16 protein-coding genes, 2 pseudogenes and 1 riboswitch are annotated in these 17945 nt (G+C 37.2%); of the genes and pseudogenes, 8 read left to right on the top strand and 10 right to left on the bottom strand.

Features of this window, described 5'->3' with window-relative positions:
* Positions 1–15: 15 nt before the first annotated feature.
* Positions 16–3330, bottom strand: a complete 3315-nt coding sequence (gene pulA / locus C9J51_RS10585; protein WP_045040442.1) for a pullulanase-type alpha-1,6-glucosidase — start codon at positions 3328–3330, stop codon at positions 16–18.
* Positions 3331–3848: 518 nt separating this feature from the next.
* Between pulA and C9J51_RS10590 the strand changes: the two genes are divergently transcribed.
* Positions 3849–4892, top strand: a complete 1044-nt coding sequence (locus C9J51_RS10590; protein ID WP_107275022.1) for an oxidoreductase — start codon at positions 3849–3851, stop codon at positions 4890–4892.
* A gap of 438 nt (positions 4893–5330) precedes the next feature.
* On the opposite strand, the gene C9J51_RS10595 is transcribed toward C9J51_RS10590, so the two are convergent.
* The 3 genes from C9J51_RS10595 to C9J51_RS10605 form a co-directional block, all read right to left on the bottom strand.
* A complete protein-coding gene (locus C9J51_RS10595) occupies positions 5331–5822 on the bottom strand; it encodes an IS3 family transposase (protein WP_170073311.1) in 492 nt (163 codons plus the stop codon).
* Between the two features lie 2 nt (positions 5823–5824).
* Positions 5825–6127 carry a transposase gene (locus C9J51_RS10600; RefSeq protein WP_158258920.1) on the bottom strand — a complete coding sequence of 101 codons (303 nt, stop codon included), beginning with the start codon at positions 6125–6127 and terminating at the stop codon, positions 5825–5827.
* Between the two features lie 132 nt (positions 6128–6259).
* Positions 6260–7252 carry a DUF2971 domain-containing protein gene (locus C9J51_RS10605; protein WP_107275025.1) on the bottom strand — a complete coding sequence of 331 codons (993 nt, stop codon included), beginning with the start codon at positions 7250–7252 and terminating at the stop codon, positions 6260–6262.
* Positions 7253–8247: 995 nt separating this feature from the next.
* Between C9J51_RS10605 and C9J51_RS10610 the strand changes: the two are divergent.
* Positions 8248–8988 (top strand): annotated as a pseudogene (locus C9J51_RS10610) (Gfo/Idh/MocA family oxidoreductase); the annotation flags it as partial.
* Between the two features lie 124 nt (positions 8989–9112).
* Here the strand turns inward: C9J51_RS10610 and C9J51_RS10615 are convergent.
* From C9J51_RS10615 to hxsD, 5 genes are read right to left on the bottom strand one after another with little or no spacing between them, the layout of a single operon-like run.
* Complete coding sequence (locus C9J51_RS10615; protein ID WP_107275027.1) at positions 9113–9412, bottom strand: hypothetical protein; 300 nt, start codon at positions 9410–9412, stop codon at positions 9113–9115.
* On the bottom strand, positions 9409–10581 hold the full coding sequence (hxsC, locus tag C9J51_RS10620) for a His-Xaa-Ser system radical SAM maturase HxsC (RefSeq protein WP_045040440.1): 1173 nt from the start codon (positions 10579–10581) through the stop codon (positions 9409–9411). Before hxsC ends, C9J51_RS10615 begins: the two co-directional genes overlap by 4 nt.
* Entirely contained in the window at positions 10581–12041 is a 1461-nt protein-coding gene (gene hxsB / locus C9J51_RS10625) for a His-Xaa-Ser system radical SAM maturase HxsB (protein WP_065207552.1), read from the bottom strand. Before hxsB ends, hxsC begins: the two co-directional genes overlap by 1 nt.
* Before the next feature lies 1 nt (position 12042).
* On the bottom strand, positions 12043–12279 hold the full coding sequence (locus C9J51_RS10630) for a hypothetical protein (protein ID WP_045040439.1): 237 nt from the start codon (positions 12277–12279) through the stop codon (positions 12043–12045).
* Between the two features lie 3 nt (positions 12280–12282).
* Positions 12283–12699: a His-Xaa-Ser system protein HxsD gene (gene hxsD / locus C9J51_RS19505; protein ID WP_170073312.1), complete on the bottom strand. Its 417-nt coding sequence runs from the start codon at positions 12697–12699 to the stop codon at positions 12283–12285.
* Positions 12700–13086: 387 nt separating this feature from the next.
* On the opposite strand from hxsD, the gene C9J51_RS10640 reads away from it, so the two are divergent.
* Positions 13087–13308, top strand: coding sequence for a TA system antitoxin ParD family protein (locus C9J51_RS10640; RefSeq protein WP_045040437.1), 222 nt, complete (start codon positions 13087–13089; stop codon positions 13306–13308).
* Positions 13309–13489: 181 nt separating this feature from the next.
* Here C9J51_RS10640 and C9J51_RS19730 read toward each other — a convergent pair whose 3' ends face one another.
* The gene (locus C9J51_RS19730; protein WP_107180532.1) at positions 13490–13582 is read right to left on the bottom strand and encodes a YHYH domain-containing protein; all 93 of its coding nucleotides are present in this window, start codon (positions 13580–13582) and stop codon (positions 13490–13492) included.
* A gap of 88 nt (positions 13583–13670) precedes the next feature.
* Here C9J51_RS19730 and C9J51_RS10650 point away from each other — a divergent pair, with 88 nt between their 5' ends.
* From C9J51_RS10650 to C9J51_RS10670, 5 genes and pseudogenes are all read left to right on the top strand, one after another.
* Complete coding sequence (locus C9J51_RS10650) at positions 13671–14105, top strand: ATP-binding protein (RefSeq protein WP_107275030.1); 435 nt, start codon at positions 13671–13673, stop codon at positions 14103–14105.
* A gap of 209 nt (positions 14106–14314) precedes the next feature.
* A riboswitch (TPP riboswitch) is annotated at positions 14315–14415 on the top strand.
* Positions 14416–14523: 108 nt separating this feature from the next.
* The gene (gene thiD / locus C9J51_RS10655) at positions 14524–15366 is read left to right on the top strand and encodes a bifunctional hydroxymethylpyrimidine kinase/phosphomethylpyrimidine kinase (RefSeq protein WP_045040436.1); all 843 of its coding nucleotides are present in this window, start codon (positions 14524–14526) and stop codon (positions 15364–15366) included.
* Positions 15356–16123: an ABC transporter ATP-binding protein gene (locus tag C9J51_RS10660; protein ID WP_052668153.1), complete on the top strand. Its 768-nt coding sequence runs from the start codon at positions 15356–15358 to the stop codon at positions 16121–16123. Before thiD ends, C9J51_RS10660 begins: the two co-directional genes overlap by 11 nt.
* Before the next feature lie 73 nt (positions 16124–16196).
* A pseudogene (locus C9J51_RS10665) lies at positions 16197–16922 on the top strand (ABC transporter permease); the annotation flags it as partial.
* A gap of 86 nt (positions 16923–17008) precedes the next feature.
* Positions 17009–17941, top strand: a complete 933-nt coding sequence (locus C9J51_RS10670) for an ABC transporter substrate-binding protein (RefSeq protein ID WP_045040456.1) — start codon at positions 17009–17011, stop codon at positions 17939–17941.
* Positions 17942–17945 lie beyond the last annotated feature (4 nt).

Genomic DNA, 17945 nt, shown 5'->3' on the forward strand with positions numbered 1-17945 from the left:
TTTATTGCATTTATTTTATTGAAGGACAGGTAAGCCTTGTGAGCGAACATTTCCTCGTGGCATAACAAATACCGCAGGAGTCCACGCGGGAACAGTTAATACAGTTCCATCAACGGTTGTACCCTTTGCCAAATCAGATTTATATTTTTCACTTGGCTCAAAACCTGTAACGCCAATATCAACCGATTGACTTTCAGGGCTCGCATTAATCACAATCGCCATTGCATCAAGCGTTGAATCAATATCTTCCACCCCATTGCCATTATTAATGGTCATAACAATCAAGCCTGGTTTTTGATCTACGCCTGTATTATGGAATGCCACGCGATTAATCACTTCGAATCCTGTACCTAATGTTATTAAAGGGTAGCTCTGACGTAAGTTAGTAAGATCGAGATAATAATCCAACATTTGTTGAATCTCTTTGCTATTTGGTTTTGCATTGGCTCCACTACCATCAATAACTTGCTCAATAATATTATAGTTATCACCGTCTTTATCTTTACGGGGTAAGCCTTTATTCCAGTTGTTATCTTGCAAGGTAAAATCAACGTTATTATACCAATCACCAGAATCGTAAGAGTCTCGTTGCATTGATTTAGAACGTAATATCTCAGATCCCATCTGAGTAAATGGTACGCCTTGGCCTAACAATGCCGTTGCTAACGACACCGCCTGCATACGAACACGTTGACTCGCGCTAACGCTATAAGGGATCTTGTATTGTTGGTTATCCCATAATGTTTGGTTGTCATGCTTAGAGACATAGTTTTGAATTTCAGTAGGATCTTTTGCATATCCTGCGGGTTGACCGTTGTAATCAAGTTGATCACCTCGAATACGTTGACCTTGTGCATTCTCAAATTGGAACGCCTTTAGATTACCAACCATGCCTAAGCGTACTAAATCCGCTGCATGAAATGCGGTTGCTTTACTGGTTGTGCTTATCTTATTTGGTTGAACATAAGCGCCATTACCGAAACCTTGGTTTTCTCGCAGTGCATTGCCACCATCAAATGGACCACCACCTCGAACAGCATCACGAAGACGATCAGAGAAACTACCGATCCCCGTTCCAGCTAAATGAGCCTGCGTTGCTTGTATAAATAAACGATCATTAGCAACCTCGCCGAAATTCCACCCTTCACCGTAAAAATATGTTTGAGGATCCACTGCTTGCACTGCATGTAATGCATCTTCCATTTGTGCTAGTGGATGGTGCCCCATTAAATCAAAACGGAATGCATCAATTTTATAATCTCGTGACCATACCACCAATGAGTCTTTAATCAGTTTCGCCATCATCGCGTGTTCTGGTGCCGTATTAGAACAACAAGTGGAATTTTCTACCGCCCCCGTTATAGGGTTTAAGCGATTGTAATACCAAGGAACTATCTTATCAAGCACCGACGTTTCACTCACTGGACCAGCCGAATTAGTGTGGTTGTAAACAACATCCATCACTACATTCATCTTAATATCTTGCTTAACCGCTTTAATCATTTCTCGCATTTCTAAAATACGTGTTTTGCCTTCAGCATTTGTTGCATAAGATCCTTCTGGCGCAGTGTAATGAAAAGGATCGTAACCCCAGTTAAAGCTATCAGCTTCCGATATGAGTCGATTAAGCATCTGTACTTTAGGGTTCTTTTCATTATCACCATTTTGCTCACGAGCCAGTACTTCAGCGATGGTTAAATCACGACTACAATCGCCACTAAATAATGAGCTAGCAACGTTGGGATTAACCTTGCATAACGTAGAGAAAGGTTGATCAATATTAGCAACTTGTTGTGGATCTTCATTAATGGTCGCAATATCAAAAATAGGTAATAAATGTAGATGCGTTACGCCATTGTTACTCAATTTTTTAAGATGATTAACCGGAATAGAATCCGCCTGAGTAAATGCTTTAAACTTACCGCGATACGCTTCTTTAGTGGATTGATCATGCGCACTAAAATCACGCACATGAGCTTCATAAATCACAAAAGAACTTGGATTAGATTGGTCTCTTGGACGCGCTAATTCATCCCACCCTTCAGGCTTTAACCTTGGATCATTTAGATTAACAACTTGGCTATACTTAGAGTTCATCGCCAAACTTAATGAATAGGGATCGGTCACTTGGTATTGCTCAACATTGCCCGATACCGGATGGAACACATTAACTAAATAACGATAATACGTCCCATCTTTTGCTTTATCGGTAATAGAAGACCACACACCTGATTGCGGTTCAAAATCCATCTGCAATCGTCCCAGCTCTTTCTTTTCATTATTAAATAAAACCAGAACAATATTTTGCGCAGTCGGTGCCCATAATTTAAATTGCACGCCATTGTCAGTAATCGTTGAGCCTAATTGTTCTGATTGCGCTTTAGATGCAAACAGTTGATCAAGTGCACCAGCTGATTGAACTTTGGTACCCGCTAATACTGTGCCTTTTTTATCGACGGCTAACACAATATTTTCAGCTTTCACAATGGCTCGCATATCAACATCATTCGGAATGGTATAAGCCTGTTGACCCGCAAGATACGGGAAGCGTGCTTGTTGTTGTCCCGTTAATGTCGCAGGTTTTAATACAATGTAATCCGCAGTATATTGATAATTATCGTTTGGTTTAATATCCCCGTTTAATGACACATACATACGAACTTGGGCAGCACCACTCGCACCATTCCACACTAATGTATTGGTACCAATAAGGTGAGCTTCCGCATTCGCAATACCAGACATAGCAATAAAGGCTTGTTCACGAGAATCCTTCGCCTTGGTATCGCCTGCAATATACGATGCGGTACGATCAGGTATTTGAGTAAAATCTAATAGAACATTACCACCTAGCGGATTAGATAAGTTGTCATCTCGCACAATGAAATTAATACAATTATTCTTACCGTCTTTAAGATTAATCTTCCAATATGGCCCTAAGTTATCAACGCCTGTTGGTGTGTTCTGGCTATTATCCCATGCCCCATTCACCATGTTACTTGCGGCGCGATCACACTGATCATTATTCCAAATGTGAAGGCTATAATTGGCAAAATTATTACTGCGGGTTGTTCCTGATTTAGCAACATAATAAACCACCGCCTCGCCATCTTTAGCTTGTATAGGCTCTGACACTTCACCAACATTATTTAAGGTTGCTGTAGGGCCATTTGTTGACGGTAGTTTAATCGCAATTTGGGGAGGATTTGTGGTATCAAAATAGGCGTTATCATCTATTGTGTTTTTTGAGGAATTGTCATTACATCCAGAAAGAATGATGGTTGTAATAATAGATAAAATGGAAGACGACAGTAATGAACGCTTATAAATCATGCTAATATCCTTAAAAAACATATTGAAATTACATGCATCATAAAAAAAGGACATCACTACAAATTGTGATAAAAAGCATTAAATGGCGAAACAATTACTCTTTTTTATTCGTTATTAGCAACCTATCACGTTCGGTAGGGCTACAAAGACGTAATGTGTATTTATAAAATCAATCATTTCATCCATAAAATAGGAATAATACGATCTACTCTCTCAACGTAGTCTACGTATTGTTGCTCACTACAAATTTATTAAATTGATGCCATCGTAAGGTATTATTGTGCCGCGTTATAATTGCGTAAAAATCAGGCTTTTTTCTATATAGCACCATGATAATGCTATGGCTGTCCTCTCTTCTTTTTAGCTTTGCTAATTGATCTGTGTTTGTGCATTATTGTACGTGCCGTTTAAATTTCAAAACGCGTCTATAAGTGATTATAGGTGAGTCACATCATCATAACTCTTCTTGCTAAATTAAATAATTAACAGCTTTTATCCAACAACTGAGCGTGACTATTATGACCTTTTCTTCCATCAAAACCGCTATTATTGGCTACGGCTTTTCAGCAAAAACGTTTCATATTCCCTTTATTAACACCTTACCAGAATTTGAATTTACAGCGGTAAGCACCCGTAATCGTGAAGCCGTCAATCGTGATTGGCCCAATGTACAACATTATGAATCTGCGCAAGATTTACTTAACCACTCTGATGCTGAGCTTGTCATTATCACAGCCCCTAACGACGTCCACTTTGAGCTCGCTAAACAAGCACTTGAAAACGGTAAGCACGTCATCATAGAAAAACCATTTGTAACCAACATTGCCGATGGTGAAGCATTAATTGCCCTTGCCGCAGAGAAAGACCGAATCTTGAGCGTATATCACAATCGCCGTTGGGATGGTGACTTCTTAACAATTAAAAAGATGATCGAAGAAAAACGTTGTGGTGAGTTAAAACATTTTGAATCCCATTTCGATCGTTTTCGACCTGAAGTTCGTCAACGTTGGCGTGAACAAGCGACCAATGGTGGTGGGCTTTTGTTTGATTTAGGCTCGCACCTTATCGATCAAGCACTGGTATTATTTGGTGTTCCTGATGCGATTACCGCACAATGTGAAATCATGCGTGAAGGTTCAACAAATGTCGATTACTTCAATATTGTTCTGCACTACCCTAATCATTTAGCGACCTTACATAGTGATTTGTTCAGTGCTGGTCCAAACAAACGTTTTACGGTGAAAGGCACACAAGGAAGCTATGAAAAGTACGGCTTAGATCCACAAGAAACGTGTTTAATTGCAGGCGTTTTGCCTAACAAACCACAATGGGCAAATGAAACATCGGAGCAATATGGTCGTTTCTATGATGCAGATGGCGTCGAAACCATTACAACTGAGTCTGGTTGCTATCAACAATATTTTCAAGAACTTGCATTAGCGATTAACACCAATACAGCGCCACCCGTAACCGCAACAGACGCGTTATGGAATATCAAACTGATCGCACTCGCAATGGAAAGTAGCCGCCAAGGCAAGACGCTTACTATAGATCAATGGTAATAGTGGTTAATTAAGACCGCCATTTTCTCTATCAAGCCAAAGACGGACAGGACAGCCATATATTTACATACTTTTATGGCTGTCCTATATTTCTCACGACTGATTAAAACCCATTCATGGAGTATCGTCAGAATTGAACGTAATGGATTACAGTTTTTCTTTAAGCATGTACTTCAACGTGATTGGGAATAACAAAAATGAATTTATACGTAACAGCAGAGAATAGCACTGGTTATTATCCGTCATCTCGGAAGCGAAGCATGAGCTATCCGTGATCTATTAATAGCGTGATCGAGCCTAAAAGATATCAATAAAATAGTAATTCTACGACACACTAATGGTAATCGCCCTATCGCTCTCGCAGACATTCACTGTAGGGAATGATGATTGTAAGCTCAGATAATCGCGTTACTTATTATCTATTTTCGAAATGGAAAGTTATGGGTGTCCTATATTTCTTCTTGCCCAACCCACAATTTTTCGAGCAAATAGATCCATAACAGCGGCTAAATATAACCATTTATTACCCGCCCAAACGTATGTCACGTTGCCACACCAAACTTGATTTGGTGCTTTAACATTAAATTTTCGATTTAATAAATTCGGAGCTATTTTAGAGACATCTTCTGATATTTTATATTTATGTTTATTCGGTTGTTTACTTATAATACCGAGCTCTTTCATTAAGCTAGCAGCTTTATAACGACCAACATTTTCACCCTCTTGGGTAAGCTGACCAGCTATTGTCCTTGCACCCGCAGAGCCTCTACTACGACTATGAATATCAACAACTTTTTGACGCAGCAATGCTTGCTCAGGCGTAACAATACCCCGATATTTAAGTCGATAATGATAGCTACTACGAGGTATTTCAAATAGCTTACATAATGGCTTTATTGAATGAGGCTCTTTTGATAATGCTGCTATCAAATCTATCGTTTGATGTTGTCCTGCATTAAAAGAGCGGAAGCTTTTTTTAGAATATCGTTTTCCCACTCAATCTGTTTAATTTTTGCTTCGAGCTCTTGAATGCGTTTTTGTTCTGGTGTCATGGCTTTTGAGGTTGGTGTTATTCCACCATGTTCTTGCTTTAGCTGAGCAACCCAGCGACTCATTGCTGTATATCCGACACCAACAGCATTACATGCTTCTTGTATTGTGTAGCCTTTATTTAGGACTAAATTAGCAGCATCGTGCTTGAATGCGACTGAATAAGTTGTTCGAGCTTTTTTCATTATGTACACCATTTTGATATTAAAAGTATTTTATCCTATTTAGGTGTACAAGTTCATTAAGCCACAACAGTTTGCTCTGGCTTATCCAACACTTCGGATAGGTGTCAGCTGCACGACACATATCCTTATCTGTTATATTTTTATTTCTTCGAAAGATAGAGCATACCTATCTTTACGTGCTACAGCCTTCTTAAGTATTAAGTCTTCACGAAAATTCGAATTATTCCGTATTAATTCAATACATTTTTTTATTTTATAATCAGGCACATTGCACCCAAAATAAACACCTGTTATTACCATAGGATCAACTTTATAAAGATATAATGATTTGCTTGTATATCTTGTTGCACCATACAGACCTAATCTAATACCATCACCATTAACATCTTCATTTTCTCCAACATCAAAGTCAGATGGAATATTAATTTCACATTTTTCTTTCTTATCACCTTGAATTGTTAACTGACCATTACAGATTATTTCTAAATGATCACTGTAATCAGTAATCAATTTATCACAATACCTAAGGTTTAGTATGGAACGATGCTCCTTCTCGTATATCCATTTATCCCCCTTGGTCAAAAAGAGTGATTTTATTAGTTTCTTATAGGGTACACTATATTTATCATCAGGAAGCGCATCACGCTCCAATTCAAACATCGGCTGAGTATCTCTATAGACGACTCTGGTAGGTAATTCATGCATATTGCATACCGGGCTTTTCGCAAAACGCACAAACTTATCGTTCTCTATAAAGTCTTTGTCATCTAGCCACGAATGATCATTTTCTATTTCAATAACAATACCTTGATGCTCATCAGCATAGTGAGACCACATTAAAAGATTTGAATAATCCTCTGTAAAAGATACTATGCCTTGCTCATTTAAATCTTCTGGAATCGTTTCTAGACAAGCCTGAATGTGATAATTATCTTCGTCTTCTGATTTTTCATAGCCGTCGGGAGCGAAAACGTTATCCTGATGCTTCATTACATTTACAATTTGCTCCATTGCCAAGGACGCTTCAAACGGATCGTTTAAACCTTCTATTTGAGTTGCCCTTAACATTGGCTCAACAAAAAATTGCTCTCTTAGAGGCATATACTTATATAAATATTTATTCACTTTAATTTACTCAAAAAATACTTGGTTACTAACATGACTCAGCTAGATGCATCCACAAAGCAGATAGCTACTGTAAGGCTTCCATGACAGAAGGCCGTTCTGAATGAAGTATTCGGCCTTGCTTTTTATTAATTCTATATCACTCAGTTATTATACAAGCTCATAGTGACTACTTTATAATTTATATTCAATCAGTTATGAATATAATCCGCTGACTGAGTTTCTGTGATAATCAAGAAAAAAAATAACAACTTATTATATTAACAACTTGCCCGAATTTGTTCTTTGAACATACGCCCGTATTTATCTCGTAATAATATAAAAATCATTATAAATCAGATGCATTTTTAGTTATTAATCCCGATAGTAATCACAAAATAGGACACTTGCCATCTAGTTTCTGGGTTTTCGACAAGTAGTAGTCAGCAGAACATAGGACAGCCATATCTTTATTTAAAAAACTCAACGCACGGCAAATAGATTCCCTATCGCCCTCGCGTGCATTAAAACAGTCGTGTCCCATCTATGCCCGATTTGAAAAAATGACGGTCGTTGAACCATTAACACTTTTATGGCTGTCCTGTCTTCGTTTGGGGAATAACAGAAATGAATTTATACGTAACAGCAGAGAATAGCACTGGTTATTATCCGTCATCTCGGAAGCGAAGCATGAGCTATCCGTGATCTATTAATAGCGTGATCGAGCCTAAAAGATATCAATGAAATAGTAATTCTACGACACGCTAATGGTAATCGCCCTATCGCTCTCGCAGACATTCACTGTAGGGAATGATGATTGTAAGCTCAGATAATCGCGTTAATTATTATCTGACACAAAGACAGGACAGCCATATCTTTATTTTAAAAACTCAACGCGCGGCAAGTAGATTCCCTATCGCCCTCACGGGCATTAAAACAATCGTGTCCCATCTATGCCCCATTTGAAAAAGTGGCGGTTGTTGAACCATTAACACTTTTATGGCTGTCCTGTCTTTCTTGCCGATGGTGAAGCATTAATTGCCCTTGCCGCAGAGAAAGACCGAATCTTGAGCGTATATCATAATCGCCGTTGGGATGGTGACTTCTTAACAATTAAAAAGATGATTGAAGAAAAACGTTGTGGTGAGTTAAAGCATTATGAATCTCATTTCGACCGTTTTCGACCAGAAGTTCGTCAACGTTGGCGTGAACATGCGACCAATGGCGGTGGGCTTTTGTTTGATTTAGGCTCGCACCTTATCGATCAAGCGCTGGTATTATTTGGTGTTCCTGATGCGATTACCGCACAATGTGAAATCATGCGTGAAGGTTCAACAAATGTCGATTACTTCAATATTGTTCTGCACTACCCTAATCATTTAGCGACCTTACATAGTGATTTGTTCAGTGCTGGTCCAAACAAACGTTTTACGCTAAAAGGCACGCAAGGAAGCTATGAAAAGTACGGCTTAGATCCACAAGAAGCATGTTTAATTGCAGGCGTTTTGCCTAACAAACCACAATGGGCAAATGAAACATCGGAGCAATATGGTCGTTTTTATGATGCAGATGGCGTCGAAACCATTACAACTGAGCCTGGTTGCTATCAACAATATTTTCAAGAACTTGCATTAGCGATTAACACCAATACAGCGCCACCCGTAACCGCAACAGACGCGTTATGGAATATCAAACTAATTGCACTCGCAATGGAAAGTAGCCGCCAAGGCAAGACGCTCACTATAGATAAATGGTGATAGTGGTTAATTAAGACCGTCATTCTCTCTATCAAGCCAAAGACAGGACAGCCATATGTTTACATACTTTTATGGCTGTCCTTTTTATTTTTTAGAAAATGATGTTATTAACTTAATTTATTTTTTAACATGTCACTCCTGGTGTACAAGAATAATGACTACTATGACTTCGATGGCTACTATGACTTCGATGGCTACTATGATAGGCACTTAAAATACCAGTATTATCTGGTGTAAGAGTTATAACTCTCTCAATCTCAATATTATTAGACTTAATTAACACCGCTGAACTATTATTAATATTCGACGCAATTACAGGAGTAGACATAGTTATTACAATTGCTGCAAGGATACCAGTCACAATTTTTTTTACTGATTTTGGAGCCATAGTTTCTTTTAGCTTTTCAATAGAAGGTAACTTCATATTATATCCTTAATTAGATTTATATTTTCTGGTTTAGTAAGTCTAAACTTATCATTTGTAGAGGAAAATAAACCTGCACAGTCGTCTCTTTTAATACATTCATTACACTGTTTTAAATAATTAGTTTTATAATCACTAATACTTTGTTTTGAAAAATCCCAAATATCTGAAGCTAAGACACAAAATGGAAGATTAAAAATAGATGTTGAAATGCCAGCGCTATTAAGGTCTATAACAGCATGTCTAAGCGTATCTTTATATTCGATGGGGTCAATCCATAAATCGTTATAATTCATCTTAGCAAATCCCATATTCTCCATCCCCATTAAAGCAACATGGTTAACAAATGGAAGGGTTCGCTTAATAAATTGAATAATTAACTCAAGTTCTTTAATAGTATATTTATGCAATACAACACGAAGTTCTATATCTATTTTATTTCGTCTACATTCATAAATTCCGGCTATCGTCTGATTAAAAGCTCCTTTACTTTGCACTATAAAATCGTGGATCTCAGATGTAGCACCAAATATCGGAATACCAATAAACATATTAGATGAAACGGCTGACATCGCTTTAGTGTAATCTTGATAAGCAAATATTCGCCCATTAGAAAGTAATTGAATTATAGTATTAGGAAATTTCTCATTAATCCTGATAATTACATCGATTAAGTCTTTATTAATAACAGTTGGTTCACCACCTGTAATTCCTAATGTTTCGGGAGAATCCTCATTACGAATTAGATCAATAATATTAATTAAATACCCTTTTATTCCTAATGATATCGTAGGCTTTGGTGGTTGAGGGCACATAATACAATAGTTATTACATGCATCAGTAACAAATAAAGCATTATTATGTGATTTTGGATCAAATAAAATTCGTAATTTACCACCTTCACTTATATTAATAACTGAACCTTCACTTATTAATAATGAATCTTTTATAACAACAATATCTTTATTTACTTCAATATTTTCACTACTAATGACTAAATTACTTAAATTTAATAGTTCTTGGTCAATAACACCACCATGGTATAGATAAAATAAATTCTTACCTTTACAAGTTTCTGTTAGCTTACTCACAGCTAATCCTATTTGTGCAGAAAAGGATTTCCTTTTTACTCCACCATAAGGAGTAAATGATATTTTAACCTTAGTCATTAATTAGTAATCCAAGAAGAAAGAACATTTTTAACCTTCTCATCACCGTTAATCCATAAATCGATGATATGTGCAATAATAGCTTTATTTTTATTACAATATGTATCAGAAGGCCTATGACCAATTACATCACCTTGAGTTTGATGTCGCCTAACAGGTTCAGAACCACAAAATGGAGCATAAGAACAATCACTACATGATGGTAATGATTCATTTGTACTTGCTGTTGCAATTAATTGCATTGGCTTAGAAAAAAACAACTCCTCATAACCATGATCTATAACATTACCTAAACAAAAAGTATCATCACCAGTTTCTGCTAGCATTCTAGATTCATCACTTGGGTATACTTTTCCGTCGTAATTATATAATGTAACATTAAAACCAGTCCCCGTTGGACTTTGTAAATCAACAAAACCAATCGACCATGGAGTTAATAATTTTCTAAGTATCAAACCAGCAAAGCTTTCCTGAAAATAAACTCCTGATAAATTTACATCAATAATATAATCAAGGATTTCTTTATAGAAAGATATAAACTGTTCAGTTGTATAGCCTATTTTTTTTTGAGACTTCTCTGCAAATCCATATGGATTCAACTCTCTAATAAATATAGTTGTCAATCCATTTTTAATATATTCATCAACAATCTCTTTAGGATATTTTAAAGATTCTCTAGTCGTTGTCATTAACGCAGATAAACAATTATTCCCAAGTATTTCTTTCGCTAATCTAAAACTTTTCATTACTTTAATATAACTATCACCACCTGAAGTATTTCGATTAAAATTATGTAGAAATTCAGGCCCATCTAAAGATGTTGATATCTGAATATTATGTTCTTTAAAAAATTCAAGTGTTTGTACCGTAATTCCAACCATATTGGTACAAATAACAAAAGTTATACTTTTTCCAATTTTTTCATTTTTCTCATTAGTTAGAAGTACTGCTTTTTTGACTTTTTCAATAGCTAATAATGATTCTCCACCTTGAAATTCCATCGTCACTGACGGTGAAGGCATCTGTAACATTATATCAATAGATTTAGATAACACTTCATTACTCATATCATACTTATTTGTACAAGAATTTTCTGACTTTCGACTTACTTGACAATAAATGCAACTATGATTACAGCGAAGTGTCATACAGAAAATATGAAGTTTACTAAAATCAAGAATAAATTCTTTTTTTGTTTTCAACTTAGAAGCAAGATTTTCTAAACCAAAAGATCCAGAATTACCAAGAATAAAATTATTTAGCTTTAACTCACGATAAAATATAGATGTAGTATCTAATTTTTTATTAATAAGATCTTCTAAATTTTTTCTAGATATCACCATCCATTCACCAAAATCATTACTAATTAAATAATCACTCTTAAAATTAGAGAACCTAAATGGCATGAGTTTATAATCATTGTTATCCTGAAAATTTTCTAAGCTAATGAATTTTTCCATATTACTGAACCACCTCAAGTTCAAGAAACTCTACAGCTGTCAACTGAAGAGCATAATTCAAAAACGAACCTTCAATTTCATATTTTTCAGCATCAGTGTATTCATGATTAACAGCTATGGTTAAATAAGCATTTTTATTCTGTTTCTCAATATCTATAGTCGCATATTCTTTATAAGCAACTCTTGCTTTACCTAAAGCACTAATTGAATATATTGATAATGGGAGATTCACTTTCATAAATTAGCCTTTGATTTTCATTATATTCTTTTTATCGCTTTTATATGATTGATCATATCTAGGAAGATCACTGTCTAATAATTTATTAGTAATTCCCTTAGCTGCCTCAGAAAATGCTTTTTGGATAATTACATCTCGTATTTTTCCTGTTTCTTCAATAACAATCTGACGAAGTTCCTGATCAGCTAAATTATTAACTAGCTTACCGCATTCTTTATACAGTTCAGTTACATCAGTACAGCTTGGATCTTTCGCACTAATCTTAATAAGGAAATTATCATTATCTTCTGAAACTAATACAAAAAGACGATCTGTACATTCATAAAGAACTTTTATAATTACATTTTTTCTATATGTTTTTTTAGAAACAGAAATTGTTGCTACTGCACCAAATTCACTTATTAATATGTCATATTGCATTGGTAAATTACGCCTTTTAAAATACCTAAAATTAACAATACTCACCGATGGATATTGTGACTTATTGCATATGATGTGCCTTGCGAAGGTGTCAAACAACATAAAAGTAGAATAAATGTGAGCAATGACAATTTTAAATATCCTTACAGCGAGAACTAAAACAAACAATGTCCAATTAATCATCATGATAGTGTAATTAACAACCATATCAACACTTTGTATAAAAAACAGGACTGCCATATGTTTAATACTTTTATGGCTGTCCTATTTTTCTCAGTGGAGAATAAGTATTAGATAGCAGCTATTGACGCTTTATATAAAGATACAAATTACGACATATGTAACAATGCACTACAATATGAGAAACAAACTAAAGGATAATTTAAAATGGCAACAACAAGTATTAGACTAGATCAAGAATTAATAGCCAAAGCGACAATTAAAGCCAAAGCCCTTAGCCGAACAACATCAAAAAAAATAGAACATTGGGCAAAAGTTGGAGCGATAATGGAAGAGAATCCAGAATTATCTTATGAGTTTGTAAAACAAGCAATTATGGCTAAAGCTGAAAAAGAGATAGGTCAATTAGAGAGTTATCAATTTGACTAATATAACTCAAGTTTTACAGACTCCCACCGTTAAAAAAGCGATACAGAAACCACAGACAGCAAGTACAGGACAGCCAGATATTTAATTTAATATTTTTATGGCTGTCCTGTCTTTCATATGTCTTTCATCTTTCTAAAGGTCACCGTTGTAACCGTCAAGATGTGCAGATAGAAAAACGAATTTAATGGCAGTGATATACGCCTGTTTTGTAGTTTGCATGACAACCATTAGAGCTTGTACCACCTGAATGGGCATTCACCATACCAGACAACATTATTGTATTTTTATGGAATGGCGCAAATTTTCAATCACCAACATAAGTTATTATATTTTCAATAACGGTATAACCTGCGATTGAAAATATGTCTGAGAATAATTTAATTTATGTCCTTTATGGTAGTTCAAACACTGGCAAAACCACCTCACTGCGGCTTTTAGCAAAGAAATTAGAGCAAATAACAATACCAAGTATCACTATTCCAAATAAGGATGATTTTGCTGTAACATTCATTCTAAAGAATAAAAAAATAGGCATTATTACGGGTGGCGATGACCGAGGTGCTATCGAATCAGGTTTAACACAAATTAATAATAATCGTCGCTGTGATATTATTTTTTGTGCCTCAAGAACTAAAGGTCAAACAACTGATTTCTTAAATGAAACATTTAAAAAAGAAGAATTACGCTGGATTACAAATATGTACGTCTATGGTAATAATGACGAACAAGCGTTCCTTTGCAATCAATCGGTTTCTGATTTTCTTTATAATTCATTGCTATTAGAATTAGCAGTATAACAAATCAAAATAAGCACCGAAAAACTGACACCTATCTCATTTATAAATAGTCAGTATCAGATTCATATACCAAAAAACCACTTCAGTTCACAACAATAAAACCTTCACCAATTTAATCTATTATTTATTAACAATCTCGCGTAATGTTTGTAACGTGTTATTTGTTAATAAAATAGAGTGACAATTAAATTATTCTGAATTAGGATAATTGCCATTAGTCGGGGGGCGTTAAGCTGAGATCACCATAACGGTGGGACCCGTTGAACCTGAACCAGTTAACACTGGCGGAGGGAACTAACTATCAACGGATTACCAACGTTAATAGATGCAAGCTGAGTCAACTGCATACTCTCATACCGCAGTTTACACTTCCCCGCTTGATAACTTGTTCCTGATGCTAGCGCGTAAGGAATGAAATATGTCACACAACCCATCATCGCATCACACAACTACTCCTATTGTATTGACGATTGCAGGATCAGACAGTGGCGGCGGTGCAGGCATTCAAGCCGATATTAAAGCCATTTCAGCAACAGGCAGTTATGCTTGCTCGGTGATCACCGCGATTACCGCCCAAAATACGCAAGGTGTTAACGGCATATTCGCCATTCCTCTTGATATGGTTGAGCAACAGCTGGACGCCGTATTCAGTGACCTCAATATTCAAGCCGTTAAAATTGGTATGCTCGCCGACAGTGATATTATTCGACTGGTTGCTGCAAAAATTCGTCATTACCAACCCAAGTTTTTAGTCATTGATCCGGTGATGGTTGCCACCAGCGGTGATGTGTTATTACAACAACATGCCATTACTACCCTCAAAATAGACTTACTGCCACTGGCTGATATTATTACCCCTAACCTACCAGAAGCTGCTGCATTAACAGGTTTAGACATTCCACAATCACTGGCTGATATGCAAGCGATGATCAGTGCGTTACGAGATATTAATCCTCATGCAGTGTTACTCAAAGGTGGGCATTTAGAACAAAGTAGTGATAGCACTGATTTACTCATTCTCGCCACTGATGTTATTGAACTGACAACCCCTCGCATTAACACCAACAACACTCACGGCACGGGTTGTACCTTATCTGCGGCTATCGCATCTTATTTAGCTCAAGGCAATGATCTTACAACGGCAACTACCTTGGCTAAACGCTACATTACCGCCGCCATAACCGCCGCCGATGAACTCAATGTTGGTCATGGTCACGGCCCTGTGAATCACTTCTTTGCAGGTCATCATCATGTCCGTTGATCTGGAAATTACCATAACTAATGGCAGTTTACGCTATCACTCCAGCCCCCGTTCAAATACAAATAAGGCGGTAATTGAGAACCTTAATCTGACTATTGCCGCCAATAAATGGACTTGTCTGGTGGGTAAAAGTGGTTGTGGTAAAAGCACCCTGATCAAGTTTTTAGCCGGATTACTCAACGAAAGTACCCAATGGCAAGGTCAACTGACGATTTCAGACAATCAGCCTTTAACGGGGCGAGTCGCTTATATGGCACAACAAGATCTGTTATTACCTTGGTTAACGGTATTAGACAATGTTTGTATTAGCAGTAAGTTCGGTCATCACGATTCAATACCCAATTTAAAACAACGGGCAATGACATTATTAGAACACGTTGGTTTAGCAGATAAACACCAGCTATTGCCACAACAATTATCAGGCGGTATGCGCCAACGAGTCGCCCTCGCAAGGACGTTATTACAAGACCAGCCGATTGTCTTAATGGATGAACCATTTTCAGCATTGGATGCCGTCACTCGCTATCGCCTTCAAGATCTGTTTGTAAAGTTACTCAAGCATAAAACTGTGGTGTTGATTACTCATGATCCTCAAGAAGCGATTCGATTAAGTGATCAGCTGTATATTTTGCAAGGCGAACCCGCTTTCGCGACGGCATTATCGTTGCCGCCCACATTGCCACCACGGCGATTTGATGCTGAATCAGCCAGCCACCAGCAACGTATTTTTGACATATTGGCACACGATCATGACTGATATTACCCGTTTAATCACCACCACATCGCCCCATCAACAACGGCACCCACAGCGTGAACTTGCGACACCAATACGGTTTCTGATCAGTATTAGTGTGCTACTTGGGTTATGGCAACTGACGGTGGTGGCATTCAACTTACCGAGCTTTATTTTACCGCCACCGCTTGATGTCGCGCAGCGGTTAATAACACGTTATGACGTATTGCTAAGTAACACTTGGGTCACAGCTCAAGAGATCATCCTTGGGCTAATACTCGGTTTATCATTAGGGCTATTTTTTGCCTTACAAATGCTGTTGTTTAAACCCGTTAAACGATGGTTATTACCATTACTGATTGCCAGTCAAGCCATCCCTGTATTTGCTATCGCTCCGGTATTAATGCTGTGGTTAGGCTATGGCATTGGTTCTAAAATAGTAATGGCAGCGTTAATTATCTTTTTCCCCGTCACTACTTGCTGCTATGACGGCTTACGTAATACCCCCACTGGTTACCTTGAGTTATCCGCCACGATGGGCGCGACCAAATGGCAACAGCTTAAATATATTCGCTTTCCTGCTGCTTTACCGGCACTAGCTTCTGGCATTCGAGTTGCGGTGGTTATTGCGCCGATTGGTGCTGTCGCTGGCGAATGGGTGGGTGCGAGCAAAGGCTTAGGTTATTTAATGCTCCAAGCCAATGCACGGATGATGATTGATGAAATGTTTGCCGCGCTGTTTATTTTGTCATTGTTATCGATATCACTGTATTTCATTACCGATAAATTATTAAAGCGTTTTATTCCATGGCAACTGTCGTAACAGGCTAATGCTTTACCTAATACCTATTTTTAGACTCACTCTTTAAAGGATCTATTGTGAAACGTATTTTGTTAATTACTACAACAATGTTGGTGCTGTTTGGCTTCTCAGTCAGTGCAGATGCGACAACCGTCCCCAAAAAGCTCACTAAAATAAGCCTAATGCTTGATTGGTTTGTTAACCCTAATCATGGTCCGATTATTATTGCCCAAGAACGGGGGTATTTTAAACAGCATGGAATCGAGGTTGATATTCAGCAACCTGCCGATCCATCTTTACCACCTAAATTAGTCGCCGCTAATAAAATCGATCTTGCCGTTTCTTATCAACCTAATTTAACGATTGATGTTGCTGCTGGCTTACCGTTAATTAAAACCGCAACTCTAATTGCGACACCGCTTAATACATTGATGGTATTAAAGAAAAGTGGCATCACTGATTTATCACAACTGAAAGGTAAAACCATTGGTATTTCAGTCGCAGGCAATGAAGACGCCACCATTGGCACCATGCTAGCTGATCACGGTGTAAAATTAAGTGATGTCAACATCGTCAATGTCGGCTGGGCATTATCATCTTCATTAGCATCAGGCAAAGTTGATGCTATTTGGGGAGGATTACGTAACTTTGAAACCAATCAATTAGCACTAGAAGGCTACCCGACTACATCGTTTTTTCCTGAAGAGAACGGTATTCCTAGTTATGACGAATTGATCTTTGTTGCCAACAGCAAACATTATAACCGCCAAGCTATTACCGCTTTTAATGCCGCTATCACTCAAGCGACCACCTATATCATCAATCACCCAGATGCAGCGTGGAAACAGTTTATTCAATACGCGCCCGATACGTTAGATAACAAGCTTAACCATAATGCATGGAACGATACGTTAACGCGGTTTGCTCTGCGTCCTGCGGCAGTCGATTTTAAACGCTACGATGATTACGCCCAATTTCTATTTAAACACCACGTTATAACGCAACTGCCTCAAGCCAAAAATTATATTGGCAGCTTCTAAGGAG

Source organism: Photobacterium iliopiscarium (assembly GCF_003026395.1).
Taxonomy (GTDB): domain Bacteria; phylum Pseudomonadota; class Gammaproteobacteria; order Enterobacterales; family Vibrionaceae; genus Photobacterium; species Photobacterium iliopiscarium.